At 62.0% G+C, this 13,597-nt stretch carries 10 protein-coding genes and 1 pseudogene; 8 read left to right on the top strand and 3 right to left on the bottom strand.

Going from position 1 to position 13,597, the window contains the following annotated elements; genetic code table 11:
• Positions 1–24: 24 nt before the first annotated feature.
• Positions 25–1,299 carry an adenosylmethionine--8-amino-7-oxononanoate transaminase gene (bioA, locus tag L972_RS08490; protein ID WP_047437536.1) on the bottom strand — a complete coding sequence of 425 codons (1,275 nt, stop codon included), beginning with the start codon at positions 1,297–1,299 and terminating at the stop codon, positions 25–27.
• Between the two features lie 193 nt (positions 1,300–1,492).
• Between bioA and bioB the strand changes: the two genes are divergently transcribed.
• The 5 genes from bioB (at position 1,493) to htpX (ending at position 6,305) form a co-directional block, all read left to right on the top strand.
• Positions 1,493–2,581, top strand: coding sequence for a biotin synthase BioB (gene bioB, locus L972_RS08495; RefSeq protein WP_047437537.1), 1,089 nt, complete (start codon positions 1,493–1,495; stop codon positions 2,579–2,581).
• Positions 2,578–3,774, top strand: coding sequence for an 8-amino-7-oxononanoate synthase (gene bioF, locus L972_RS08500; RefSeq protein ID WP_047437539.1), 1,197 nt, complete (start codon positions 2,578–2,580; stop codon positions 3,772–3,774). Before bioB ends, bioF begins: the two co-directional genes overlap by 4 nt.
• Positions 3,767–4,582 (top strand): malonyl-ACP O-methyltransferase BioC, encoded by an 816-nt coding sequence (bioC, locus tag L972_RS08505; RefSeq protein WP_047437541.1) that lies wholly within the window; start codon positions 3,767–3,769, stop codon positions 4,580–4,582. The genes bioF and bioC overlap by 8 nt, the downstream gene beginning before the upstream one ends.
• 59 nt (positions 4,583–4,641) lie before the next feature.
• Positions 4,642–5,319 (top strand): dethiobiotin synthase, encoded by a 678-nt coding sequence (bioD, locus tag L972_RS08510; RefSeq protein ID WP_005337893.1) that lies wholly within the window; start codon positions 4,642–4,644, stop codon positions 5,317–5,319.
• A 113-nt stretch (positions 5,320–5,432) separates the two neighbouring features.
• Positions 5,433–6,305 carry a protease HtpX gene (gene htpX / locus L972_RS08515; protein ID WP_005337890.1) on the top strand — a complete coding sequence of 291 codons (873 nt, stop codon included), beginning with the start codon at positions 5,433–5,435 and terminating at the stop codon, positions 6,303–6,305.
• Between the two features lie 77 nt (positions 6,306–6,382).
• Here htpX and L972_RS08520 read toward each other — a convergent pair whose 3' ends face one another.
• Together L972_RS08520 and L972_RS08525 are read right to left on the bottom strand one after the other, a co-directional pair.
• Entirely contained in the window at positions 6,383–8,095 is a 1,713-nt protein-coding gene (locus tag L972_RS08520; RefSeq protein WP_047437543.1) for a methyl-accepting chemotaxis protein, read from the bottom strand.
• A 222-nt stretch (positions 8,096–8,317) separates the two neighbouring features.
• Complete coding sequence (locus tag L972_RS08525; protein WP_193556535.1) at positions 8,318–10,168, bottom strand: hybrid-cluster NAD(P)-dependent oxidoreductase; 1,851 nt, start codon at positions 10,166–10,168, stop codon at positions 8,318–8,320.
• 77 nt (positions 10,169–10,245) lie between these two features.
• On the opposite strand from L972_RS08525, the gene L972_RS08530 reads away from it, so the two are divergent.
• The 3 genes and pseudogenes from L972_RS08530 to L972_RS08540 form a co-directional block, all read left to right on the top strand.
• Entirely contained in the window at positions 10,246–10,998 is a 753-nt protein-coding gene (locus tag L972_RS08530; RefSeq protein WP_047437545.1) for a substrate-binding periplasmic protein, read from the top strand.
• Positions 10,999–11,174: 176 nt separating this feature from the next.
• The gene (locus tag L972_RS08535; protein ID WP_047437547.1) at positions 11,175–12,821 is read left to right on the top strand and encodes an NAD(P)-binding protein; all 1,647 of its coding nucleotides are present in this window, start codon (positions 11,175–11,177) and stop codon (positions 12,819–12,821) included.
• Positions 12,818–13,597: pseudogene (locus tag L972_RS08540) on the top strand (pyruvate:ferredoxin (flavodoxin) oxidoreductase); the annotation flags it as partial. The gene L972_RS08535 and the pseudogene L972_RS08540, both read left to right, overlap by 4 nt.

The raw sequence follows: 13,597 nt of genomic DNA on the forward strand, positions 1-13,597 counted from the left end.
TGCGATGGCCGCCCGCTGCATGCATTAAAACTCGCCTTCGGTGATGGCCTGAGTGATGGCGCCGGTCAATACCCGCAACTCTTCAGGGGTGATGACGAAGGGGGGCATCAGGTAGACCAGCTTGCCAAAGGGGCGGATCCAGGCGCCCAGTTCGACAAACTTGCGCTGGATGCGCGCCACATCCACCCGCTCTTTCATCTCCACCACCCCGATGGCGCCGAGCACCCGCACATCCGCGACCGCCGGGTGCAGGGTCAGCTCTACCAGTTCTGTTCGCAGCTGATGCTCGATGGTGCGCACCCGCTCCTGCCAAGGTGAGGTCAGCAGCAGCTCGATGGAGGCGTTGGCCACCGCGCAGGCAAGCGGGTTGCCCATAAAGGTGGGGCCGTGCATAAAGACGCCGGCCTTGCCGTCACAGATGGTATGGGCGACATGCTCGGTTGTCAGGGTCGCCGAGAGGGTGAGGTAGCCGCCGGTGAGCGCCTTGCCCAGACACATGATGTCGGGGCTGATCCCCGCCCAGTCGCAAGCAAACAGCTGGCCGGTGCGGCCAAAGCCGGTGGCGATCTCGTCGGCAATCAGCAGCACACCGAACTCGTCACACAGGGCGCGCACCCACTGCAGGTAGCGGGGGTGATAGAAGCGCATGCCGCCAGCGCCTTGCACTATGGGCTCAAGCACGATGGCGGCGATCTCTTCGTGATGATCCGCCATGAGCGTCGCCAGCTCCACCACGCACTGTTCATCCCACTCGGCGTGGAAGCGACAGCTCGGCGCATTGACAAAATAGTGTTCCGGCAGGAATCCCTTGTAGAGCTCATGCATGCCGCCGTCCGGATCACAGACGCTCATGGCGCCAAAGGTGTCGCCGTGATAGCCGCTGCGCAGGGCGACAAATTTGGCTCTGGGCGTCCCCCTGGCGTGCCAGTACTGCTGGGCCATCTTGAGCGCCACTTCCACTGCCACCGAACCGGAATCGGCCAGAAATACCCGATCAAGCCCCTTTGGAGTGATCTCCACCAGCTTGCGGCAGAGCTCGACCGCCGGAGAGTGGGTGAGGCCGCCAAACATCACGTGGGACATCTTGCCGAGCTGGGCGGTGGCGGCGGCGTCCAACTCCGGCACCTGATAGCCGTGCACGCAAGCCCACCAGGAGCTCATGCCATCCACCAGTTCACGGCCGTCGCTGAGGGTGAGGGTCACCCCTTTGGCGCTGGCTACTTCATAGCAGGGCAGGGGGTGAGTGAGGGAGGTATAGGGGTGCCAGATGTGGTGCAGGTCGAATTCTTGGTTGGTCATTTGTTGTTCTGTTGTCAATTGGTTTGATCTGGTCGGTGTTGACAGTCTACGCGTGCTCTCTACACTAGCCAACAATTTCAGCCACTTGGCACTGCGCATCACCCTGAGCGCGCGGGCCTGGCGGCGGGTTCTGTGGCCGTCCATCCCAAGATGGCGGGCGCAGGATCCCACTAATAACAACCGGAAGCCATGTATGAATGCTCTCACAGCGGGCGGTCACGCCCTTCGTCATGACTGGACTCTCGCCGAGGTTCAGGCCCTGTTTGCCCTGCCGTTCAACGATCTGCTGTTTCAGGCCCAGACCGTCCACCGCGCCCACTTTGACCCGAACGAAGTGCAGGTGAGCACCTTGCTTTCCATCAAGACCGGCGCCTGCCCGGAAGATTGCAAATACTGCCCTCAGAGCGCCCGTTATCACACCGGTCTCGAAGCTGAGCGGCTGATGGCGGTGGAGAAGGTGCTGGAGCGGGCCCGCGAAGCCAAGGCCAACGGCTCGTCACGCTTTTGCATGGGGGCCGCCTGGCGCAACCCCAAAGAAAAAGACATGCCCTACATCATCCGGATGATTGAGGAGGTGCGCGGGCTCGGTATGGAGACCTGCATGACGCTAGGGATGCTTACCGCCGATCAGGCGGCGCGTCTGGGGGCCGCGGGGCTCGATTACTACAACCACAACCTCGACACCTCGCCGGAGTTTTACGGCGAGATCATCTCCACCCGCACCTATCAGGACAGGCTCGATACCCTGGAGCATGTGCGCAGCGCCGGCATGAAGGTCTGCTCCGGTGGTATCGTCGGCATGGGCGAGCAGGCGAAAGATCGGGCGGGCCTCTTGATGGCGCTGGCCAATCTGCCGCGTCACCCGGAGAGCGTGCCCATCAACATGCTGGTCAAGGTGAAGGGAACGCCGCTGGAGAACGAGGAGAACCTCGATCCGTTCGAATTTATCCGCACCATCGCCGTGGCACGGATCATGATGCCCGCCTCCCATGTGCGCCTCTCTGCCGGACGGGAGAAGATGAACGAGCAGATGCAGGCGATGTGCTTTATGGCCGGGGCCAACTCCATCTTCTACGGCTGCAAACTGCTGACCACTCCTAACCCGGACGAGAACAGCGACATGCAGCTGTTCAAGCGGCTCGGCATTCGTCCCGCCCAGCGCGCCCAGAAGCCTGATCAGGTTCAAGAAGAGGAGCTGCTGGCCGAGGTGAGCCGCCAGAGTGAACCTGCCGAAATGTTTTATGACGCCACCCGCCCCCGTGCCGGGGCTGCGCGGTCATGAACGGCCCTGCAGTAACGGGCCCCTTTGGGTTGGGCACGGCGCTGGCCGGGCGCGAACAGACTGGCCTGCTGCGCAACCGCATCGCGACCGACGGGGCGAGTGGCGGGCGGCTCAGGGTTGCAGGGCGCGACTACCTCAACTTTTCCGCCAACGACTATCTGGGACTGGCAGATCACGGCGCCATCAAGGCCGCCTTCAACGCGGGGATTGAGCGCTATGGTGCGGGCTCCGGCGCCTCGCCGCTGGTGACTGGGTACAGCCGTGCCCACCAAGAGCTTGAGGATACCCTGGCCGAGTGGCTCGGGGTGGAGGCGGTACTGCTGTTCAATTGCGGTTTTTCCGCCAATCAGGCGGTGCTCAAAGCGCTGCTTGGCAAGGAACACCTGCTGTGGCAGGACAAACTCAACCACGCCTCTTTGCAGGAGATGGGCAGCCAGCTCCCTTGCAAGATGAAGCGTTTTGCCCACAACGATATGGCGGCCCTTGAACGGCAGCTTGAGCCCAATCGCGGACTGATTGTCTCGGAAGGGATGTTCAGTATGGACGGGGATCAAGGCCCCTGGCGCGAGCTCGCAACCCTCGCCGCCCAAAGCGGCAACTGGTTGATGATCGACGATGCCCACGGTCTTGGTGTGCTGGGATCCGAGGGGCGCGGCACCCTGGCGGCGCAGGGGGTTGCTCCTGCCAGCGTACACATCCAGATGGGCACTTTTGGCAAGGCGCTCGGGGTTGCCGGTGCCTTTGTCGGCGGCAGTCGCGAACTGGTGGAGTATCTGGTCAACTTCGCCCGCCACTATGTCTACAGCACCCATATGCCCGCCGCGCAGGCCTGCGCGGTCAGCAAGAGCATCGAACTGGTGCGCGCGGCTGATGAGTCCCGCGCCCATCTTGGTAAGCTGATCGCCCGCTTCCGGCAAGGGGCTGAGGCGCTGGGTTGGCAACTCGGTGCCAGCGCCACCCCGATCCAGCCGCTGCTGGTGGGGGAGAGCAGTGTTGCCCTGCAACTGGCAGAACGGCTGCGGGAACGCGGCGTCTGGGTGAGCGCCATCCGCCCGCCCACGGTGCCAGTCGGTACGGCCCGGCTGCGTATTACCCTGAGCGCGGCTCACCGCGAGCAGGATGTGGATCGCCTGCTCGATGCCTTGGGGGTCTGCCCTCCAGCGACAACGCTTGGGGAGACTCACCATGGCTGAGCGTTTTCAAACGGTCGACAAGGCGCAGCTTGCTCGCCGTTTTGGCGCCGCCGCTCGTCACTACGATGCCCATGCCCGCTTTCAGCAGGAGGTGGGGCAGGCGTTGCTGGAATGGATGCCGAGCAGGCCGGTTGGCACTGATCTGACGGTGAGCGGGCTGGATCTGGGCTGCGGCACCGGCTTTTCCTTGCCCCAACTGGCGAACCGTTGTCACCAGCTGGTGGGGCTGGATCTCGCCCCCGGCATGCTGGCGCAGGCCGCCTTGCGTGACAGCGGTGCTCGCCTGCTCTGCGGCGATGCGGAGCAGCTTCCTTTCGCCGACAGCACGTTCGACTGGGTTTTCTCCAGTCTGGCGCTGCAATGGTGCGAGCGTCCGGCCCAGGCTTTCGGCGAGTTGCTGCGGGTGGTCAAACCGGGCGGCCAGATCTTTTTCTCGACCCTGCTCGATGAGTCGCTCTGGCAGTTGCGAGCCGCCTGGCAGCAGCTTGATGGTCGCGCCCATGTCAATCGCTTCCTCAGCCTGCCACAATTGGAGCAGGCGCTGGCTAGCGCCGGGGTAGTTGCTCCCGAGCTGCGTTGTATCACCTGGGATCTCGCCTATCTTGAATTGCCGCAGCTGTTGCGCGATCTCAAGGGGATTGGGGCCAATCAGGTCAACGACAATCAGGGGCGCGCCGCGCCGGCCGGTCTGAGTGGTCGCGCCAGATTGCAGCAGCTGGCTCAGGCGTATGAGGCGTTTCGCCAGCCCGATGGCAGGCTGGTCGCCAGTTATCGGGTGTGCCTCGGCCGTCTCAGCAAGCCTTGCTGAGCGCCGGGAATCGCAGTGTGTGCAGGGTAGTCAACGGGCCCTGCCAAGGAGAGAACCGTATGAAATCATTCTTTATCACCGGCACCGATACCGATGTGGGCAAGACGCTGGTGGCGCGCACCCTGCTGCGCGAATTTAGCGCACAGGGAATCAAGTGCGCGGGTTACAAGCCGGTCTCGGCCGGATGTGCTCGCACTCCGGACGGGCTGCGCAACCTGGATGCCGTTCTGTTGCAGGAGGCGGCGAGTCTGCCGCTGCCCTATGAGGTGGTCAATCCTTTCGCCTATGAGCCGCCGATTGCGCCCCACATCGCCGCCAGCGAGGCGCGCCAGCCTATCACCATGCAGGGGTTGAGCGAGGGGCTACGCAAGATTGAACAGGCCGGGGCCGAACTGGCGGTAGTGGAAGGGGCAGGGGGCTGGTATCTGCCGCTCGATCGCAAGCATCTGCTGTCGGACTGGGTCAAGCAGGAGAACATGGCGGTGATCATGGTGGTGGGGGCCAAGCTGGGTTGCCTCAACCATGCGCTGCTCACCTTTGCCGCCATTCGCAATGATCAGCTGCCGGTGGCGGGGTGGGTAATTAATCGGCTCCATGGTTCCATGAGCCATTATCAGGAAAATCTGGACACCCTGAGGGGCTTGCTGCCAGCTCCCTTCCTAGGCGAAATTCCGTTTATAAACAATCCGCTTGAAGCCGATTTGCAGGGGCGTCTCGATATCTCGCCGCTACTTTGACGGCATATTCAGCGAACATTCATCGAATCTCCCTAGAATGTCGACATTAACATGATCAGGTGGGGATCCCGAGTGATCCCCGGTCATGTCCCTTATCTTCACAAGGAGTCTATATGAAGCGAATTATGCTATTCCTGGTGACCAACCTGGCCGTCATGCTGGTGCTGGGGGTGGTACTCAATATCCTGTTCTCGGTTCTGGGGATCAACAAGTCCAGCATTTCCGGGCTGTTGGTGTTCTGTGCCGTGTTCGGTTTTGGGGGTTCCTTTATCTCCTTGCTGATGTCCAAGTGGATGGCCAAGCGCAGCTATGGCGTCCAGGTCATCGAGCAACCCCGTAACGAGACCGAGCACTGGCTGGTGAGTACTGTGGCCCGTCAGGCCCGCGAAGCGGGTATCAAGATGCCGGAAGTGGGGATCTACGACTCTCCCGAGATGAACGCCTTTGCAACCGGCGCCCGCCGCGATGATTCGCTGGTGGCGGTCTCCTCCGGCCTGCTCTACAGCATGAGCCGTGACGAGGCGGAAGCGGTACTGGCCCACGAGGTTAGCCACGTGGCCAATGGCGATATGGTGACCCTGACCCTGATCCAGGGTGTAGTGAACACCTTCGTGATGTTCTTCGCCCGGATCGTGGCTGGCGTGATCAGCAACTTCTTCAGCTCCAACAACGAGGAAGAGAGCAGCAGCACCGGCGGTTTTGCCTACATGATCACCGTGTTCGTGCTGGAGATGCTGTTCGGTATTCTGGCCTCCATCATCGTCATGTGGTTCAGCCGTCAGCGCGAGTTCCGTGCCGATGCAGGTGCCGCCAAGCTGGCCGGTCGCGACAAGATGATTGCCGCCCTTGAGCGCCTCTCCCGCGGTGCCGAGCCGCAGCTGGAAGGCTCCATGATGGCCTTTGGCATCAACGGCAAGCGCTCCATGAGCGAGCTGTTCATGAGCCACCCGCCCATCGAGCAGCGTATCGCCGCCCTGCGTGGTTGATAGATACTGAATGACGGGAGATGACCCCGAATAAAAAACGGCTGCCTTCGGGCAGCCGTTTTGCTTTTCAGCGTTCTTTAAAGCTTGAAGTGTCCCATCTCCTGGCGCAGTACCCGTGACAGCTGCTTGAGCTTGGCCGCCTCTTGGGACACATGGCGGGCGGCATCCCCCGATTGTTCGGAGAGGGAGGTGATGTTGCCGACGGTAGAGACCACTTCGTTGGCGGCGGTGGATTGCTCGCGCAGGGTGTGGCTGATCTCCCCCATCAGGCCGGTGAGGTTGGAGGCGTGGCTCTGGATGCTGGCGATCGCCTCGCCGGTCTGGTTGGCCAGCGTGACCCCACGGGAGACGTTGTTGACCGTGTTCTCCATGCTGCGGATGGAGGCATCGGCCCCGCTCTGGATCTTGCTGATCATCCCGGTGATCTGCTGGGTTGAGGCCGCCGAGCGGCTGGCCAGATTGCGCACCTCGTCGGCCACCACCGCAAAGCCGCGACCCTGTTCACCGGCCCGCGCCGCCTCGATGGCCGCGTTGAGGGCCAGCAGGTTGGTCTGATCGGCGATGCCGCGGATCACCCCGATGATCTCCGAAATCTGCTGGGTATGGCCGTTGAGCTCGGATATGGTGCTGGCTGCATCCCCCACAGTGGTGGAGATATTCTCGATGCTGCCAAGCGTCTCTTTAATGACCCCCGAACCCTCCTCCAGGGTATTGGCGGAGACCTTGCTCAGCTCGTCGGCATGGGTGGCATTGTCGGAGAGGTGACTGATGCTCACCACCAGCTCCTCGATGGCGGCTGCCATGGTCTGGGTGCTGGTTTGCTGATCGGTGGCAAACTGTGCGGTCTGCTCGGCGATCTGGGCGATGCTGTCGGCAGAGTGGGACAGCTCCTCGGTGGAGTGAGAGACCTTGGCGATGATCCCCTTGAGGATGGTCTGCATGCCGCCGAGCAGGCCGATCAGGCTCTCTTTCGATCCTGGCGGCACCTTGATGGGGCGCGAGAAGTCCCCTTCCGCCATCATATGAAGATCGGTCTTGAGCTGTTCGACCGAGGTGCCCACCAGATCGAGCAGGGAGCGATAGGTGCGCCAGAGGAAGAACATCAACACCAGACCGAGGGCGATAAAGAGATAGCGCAGCATGTCGGTATTGGCGATGGCGCTCTCGACTGCCTCATGGTTGCGCTGCTCCATCATCACGTAGAAGTCATCGATGGGGGACATGATGCGCCCCTTGTTCTGGTGATAGGCCTTGTCATGCATCATGGCGATGGCTTTTTGCTGGTTGGCAACCGGATCGCCATCGCTCTGCTGCACCAGCTTGAAGGCGGCGACCTCGGTGTTGACCAGGGCATCCGAGTTGTTTTTGGCCTCGTTCAGTTTGGCGAGTTCGCCGTCGGTGAAACCGGCATCCTTCATCAGGTCGATCAGGCCACGGCGAACATTGCTGTCGGGGCGGGGATTCTGGCCGTTGGCGGCGACAAAGTCCCAGTAGATACGGTTGTAGCCTTCCGGCCTGGGTTGCTCGCCGTTGCGAATGGCCAGGATCCGCATGTACTGCTGCTCGTAGGCTGGATCCTTGGTGATGACATAGGTGCGCCCGAGTCGGGTCAGATCATCGGAGGATTGGCGCAGCTCATCGGCCAGCAGGTAGGAGACATATTGTTGTCGATAACTCTCTTCCAGTTGTTTACCCGCCCAGCTATAGGCGAAAAACACCAGTGACAGCAGGACCAGGGTGATGACGGATAGCAGCAGGTTGAGCTGAAAGGCGGGCTTGTTCTGTTCCATGGTATGGGCGTCCTTTCCCTATGGCTGAGTGTCGTATGGAGCATCGCCAAGTCAATGGCTGGCAAGGCTTTTTGCTCTGAGAGTATAGGAAGGGAAACTCACTGATGAAGGCCGTGGGGACAAATTAAGGGCGGATCAGGTGAACAAGTGTGGATAAAGATGACCGGGGTCAATTCCCCGGTCATCTGGGGTGGCGTGAGTTAATGCGGCCCGATCACCCGATCATAGGATTTCAAGGTCGGTGAGCGGCACGGCGCAGCAGGCAAGGATCTTGCCTTCGGCCCGCTCGGCGGCGGTGATGGCGGGGGCGTCGGGGTGATCCACCTCGCCCGAGATCAGCGTCTGTTTGCAACTGCCGCAGATGCCGGCGCGGCAGCTCCATGGCAGCTCTACGCCTTGCTTGTTGGCCTGATCCAGCACTGAGCCCTGATTGTTGCCGGTAAAGGCTTGGGCGCCGATACGCAGTTGTACCGCCTGATGGGGGCGGGCCACCGAGAGAATCGCGCCGCCAAAACTCTCCTGTTTGATCCGTGCGGCTGGAACGCCGAGGGCCGCAACTTTGGCGGCAGCATCGGCCATAAAGCCGTGGGGGCCGCAGATAAAGACCTCTTTTTCGGCCAGCCCTTTGATCAGTTGCAGATGCTCATCATTGAGTCGCCCTTGCAGCCCCTGCCAGTGATTGTCCGGCTGGCTCAGGATAATGGTGAGGGTCATCCCCTGCTGCGCCATGGCATGCAGTTCGCTGGCGGCGGGAATGTCCGCTTCGCTGCGGCACAGGTGCATAAAGTGAACCTCTTCCAGCTCCCCGCGTAGCGCCAGGGTGCGGGCTATCGCCAGCATGGGGGTGACGCCGGAGCCTGCGGAGAGCAACAGGAGGTTGCGCTCGGACCCTAAGTGAAACTCGCCAGCGGGGTTGGCGGCCAGCAGCCGATCACCCACCTGCAACTGCTGGTGCAGCCAGTGGGAGATGCGGCCACCCTCCACCTTCTTGACGCTGATGCTGTAACGCTCCAGGTGATCCGGTGTGGAGCTCAGGGTATAGCGCCGCTGGATCCGCTCATTTTTGATATCGAGGCTGATGGGCAGATGCTGGCCCGGCAGGTAGTCGGGCAGGGGCTCGCCATCGGCTGCTTCGAACCAGAAGGTCTCCAGATCCCGCGCCAGCGGTTCGCGGGCCACGCAGACCAGCTCCCGCTTCTTCGGTGCGGCGGCGGGATAGACCACCGGACGGGTACGTTCCAGCACCTCGATCTCGCTGCCAGCCTCAATCCACCCCTCGTTCAGGGCGATCAGGTTCTGGCCGAAGTAGACCTCGCCATCCTCGCCACGGCGGTAGCGGGTGAGGGTGGCCAGCGGCTCTTTCAGGGCGTTGAAACGATCGGTGCCCGCTTCCACCGTGGTCATGATGCAGCGGCTGCAGGGCTTGACCACCTTGAATTCCACCTCGCCGATGCGGATGCGTACCCAGCTGTCCTCCTCGAAGGGCTGGGTGTTGCTTGCCACCAGATTGGTGCGGAACTGGCTCATCTGGTGCAGCGCATCGGAGCGCAGATTGAGGTCTTCCAGAGAGGCCTGGCTTATCAGCAGTAGCGGATAACCGTCGGCAAAGCTGACCCGGGTGCCGGTCTTTTCACGAAAGCGATCAGAGGTTTCACCCAGCCAGAGCAGTTGCACTGTTTCCCCTGCCACTCGGCTCAGCCACCCATCGGCTTTGGGGTCGGTGTGCAGGGCGGTGAAGCGGTCGCTCCAGACTCCGGTAGCTTGCGGGGCACGGCTGAAGTCGACCTCTTGCAGGGTGAGCGGTTCAAAGCCCGGATAGCGCAGTTGCAAACCCCCTTCGATGGGGGTGGCCACGACCTGTTGCAGTTGGGGATGGGTTCGGGCGGTGATAAAGGTGCCGTCCGGTTTGACCACCATGTAGCGGCGATCCCCTGCCAGTCCCTCTTCGGTCACCCGGGCGCGAGCCAGCGGCATACCTGCAGTCGATTTGATGGGGTAGAGGTGAATGCTGTCTAGCCTGGGCATCTTCATATCCTTGTGACGCGGCGCGATCGCCTGGAAAAAGGGGAACATAACGGTTCCCCGACGATCCGGCAATCCTTTCAAGGGGGCGGTCTATAGTTGGGAAAACAGAACAAGAGGGCATCGGGATGAAAATAAGCTGGTTGCTGGCGGGGAGCCTTTTTTACCACGGGCTCTGGGCGCAGGAGCTGACCCTGACCACGGGGGAGTATCCCCCTTACTGCTCCGAGACGCTCAAATATCAGGGGCTTATCCCTCATGTGGTGAGCGAGGCATTCAAGAGTGAAGGGGTGAGCGTCAAGTTCCAGTTTCTTCCCTGGAAGCGGGCCTTTCGCTTGTCGGAGGAGGGAGTGGTGGATGGCACAGTCCACTGGTATGAGTCGAGCGAGCGGCGCAAAACCCATCTCTACAGCGATCCCATCCTGAGCGAGACCTACGTCTGGTTCTATCTCAAGTCCGATCCGCTGGAATGGCGTGGCTATCAGGATCTGGCGGATCGCAAGCTGGCTGCGGTCAGTGGCTATACCTACAATGCAGATTTTTTTGCAGCCATCGCGCAGGTGCCGCTGCAGGTGCAGTTCGTCACCCGGCTGCGCCAGAGCTTTGATCTGCTGCTCTCCGGCCGCGCCGACCTGACCCTGGAGAACATAGATGTCGGCTACTACTCCCTGCGTCAGTTCTACCCGGCCAGCACGGTCGATCTCTTTGCAACCCATTCAAAACCCGTGATGAAAGTTGAAGGTCACCTGTTGATCAGCCGCAAGCGCGCCAATGCTGACGAACTGATCAAAACCTTCAATCGGGGGCTCGCCAAACTGAAAGCCAGCGGTCAGCTGGAGAAGATGTTACTTGAGTCACGTTCTGGTCTCTATGAACCATAAAGTGCAACATTTTTTGATCCTGATTCGCTAATCAGTACAAAAAAGCGGCCATTATCGACTCAGTTCCCAGTTTCTAACGCTTTTGCTTCTTCCCCATCCGGCCACCGTCCGCTTCGGCTACACGGTATCAAGCGCCATCGGGTGGGGCCTGTCACACAAAAAGAAGAAAGCAATGTATGAGCAAACAACTGGACATGACCCCATTGCCGGATCTCTCCCTGAAAACGGGAACAGGCCCGGTGCGTACCCGGCTACCCGTCTGGCGGCCGGCCTTGCCACCCTGCAATCACGCCTGCCCGGCCGGAGAAAATATCCAGGCCTGGCTCTCTTTGGCGCAGGCCGGCCGTTTTGAGGCGGCCTGGCAGACCCTGATCGAAGAGAACCCCTTGCCCGCCATTCATGGCCGGGTCTGCTATCACCCCTGCGAGAGCGCCTGCAACCGCGGTCAGGTGGATGAATCCGTCTCCATCCACGCCATCGAGCGTTTCCTTGGCGACGAGGCGCTGGCCCGTGGTTGGCAGCCTGCGCCACCTGCCTCTGCCAGCGGCAAGAAGGTGCTGGTCATAGGCGCTGGTCCCTCAGGTCTCTCCTGCGCCTGGCACCTCAACCGGCTCGGCCATCAGGTGGAGATCCGCGAAGCGGGGCCGCTGGCGGGCGGCATGCTGCGCTTTGGTATTCCCGCTTACCGCTTGCCCCGCGATGTGCTGGATCGGGAGGTGGCCCGCATCGTGGCAGCCGGGGTGACGCTGACCCTCAACCACAAGGTGGAGGATGTGCTGCGCGAGCGCGACGAGGGGGGCTTTGATGCCGTCTTTATGGCCATCGGCGCCCATCTGGCCAAGCGGGTCGATATTCCGGCCCGGGAAGCGGGCAAGATCCTCGATGCGGTGAGCTTCCTAGAGCAGGCGAGTCTGGCCGAAGAGCAGGGCTTGCCGCCACCCAAACTGGGACGACGGGTAGCGATTTATGGGGGGGGCAATACCGCCATGGACGCGGCTCGCACTGCCCGCCGCCTCGGGGTGGAAGAGGCGATGATCATCTACCGCCGCGACCGGGATCATATGCCCGCTCACGCCTTCGAAGCCGATGAGGCCGAGGAGGAGGGGATCAAGATCAACTGGCTGCGCACCATCCGCCAGCTCGACAGTACCAATATCGAAGTGGAGGTGATGGCGCTGGATGCCGAAGGCAAGCCGGTGCCCACCGGCAAGTTTGAAACCCTTGAAGCGGATTCCCTTATTCTGGCGCTCGGTCAGGAGGTCGACCTCTCGGTGCTGGAGAGCATTCCCGGCGTGCGGGTCAACAAGGAGGGGGTTGTGCAGGTGGCGGGCAACCTGATGACGGATGTGCCGGGTCTGTTTGCGGGCGGCGACATGGTGCCCTCCGATCGCACCGTCACCATCGCCACCGGCCACGGCAAGAAGGCGGCGCGCCATATGGATGCCTGGCTGCGCGGTCGCCACTACCACAAACCGCTCTCCTACCCGCTGGTGGGGCCGGAGCAGTTGCAACTCTGGTTCCAGACCCACGCGCCCGCCAGCAGTCAGCCGGTCAAACCGGCGTGGGCGCGGGATGACTTTGGCGAGATCATCGGCGGGCTGGATGAGGTGGCCGCCCGCTACGAGGCGGCGCGCTGCTACTCCTGCGGCAACTGCTTCGAGTGCGACGGCTGCTATGGCAGTTGCCCCGAACAGGCCATCGCCAAGCTTGGTCCGGGCAAAGGCTATCAGGTGGATGCCGAGCGTTGCACCGGCTGCGGTGCCTGTCACGACCAGTGCCCCTGTCACGCCATCGAGCTGCGCCAACCGGAGGAGTCCCAATGAAACATGAACTGATCATGGTCGACGGCAACGAAGCCGCGGCCCGGGTGGCGTACCAGCTGAGCGAAGTGTGTGCCATCTACCCCATCACCCCGAGCTCGACCATGGCCGAACTGGCCGATGCCTGGGCGGCAGAGGGGCAGACCAACCTGTGGGGCAACATTCCCACAGTGGTGGAGATGCAGAGCGAAGGGGGGGCGGCCGGCACGGTACACGGCGCCCTGCAGGCGGGGGCGCTCGCCACCACCTTCACCGCCAGTCAGGGGCTGATGCTGATGCTGCCCAACATGTACAAGATCGCCGGTGAATTGACCTCGGCGGTGTTCCATGTGGCGGCCCGCTCGCTGGCGGCGCAGGGGTTGTCGATCTTTGGCGACCATCAGGATGTGATGGCGGCGCGCAGCACCGGCTTTGCCATGCTTGCCTCCGGCTCGGTGCAGGAGGCGCAGGACCTGGCCTTGATCGCCCACAGCGTCACCCTGCAGTGCCGGGTGCCCTTTATCCACTTCTTCGACGGCTTTCGCACCTCCCACGAGGTGAACAAGATCACCGCCCTGCATCGGGATGAAATTCGCGCTCTTATCGACAACGATTGGGTGCGCGCCCACCGTGCGCGGGCCCTCAACCCGGATCATCCGGTGATGCGTGGCACCGCCCAGAACCCGGATACCTATTTCCAATCCCGCGAGAGCGTCAACCCCTTCTACGAAGCGGTACCGGCGCGGGTGCAGCAGTGCATGGACAACCTGGGCGAGCTGACCGGCCGCCACTATCGGCTA

The organism is Aeromonas sp. ZOR0001 (assembly GCF_000801015.1).
In the GTDB taxonomy this organism is placed as follows: Bacteria; Pseudomonadota; Gammaproteobacteria; order Enterobacterales; family Aeromonadaceae; genus Aeromonas; species Aeromonas veronii.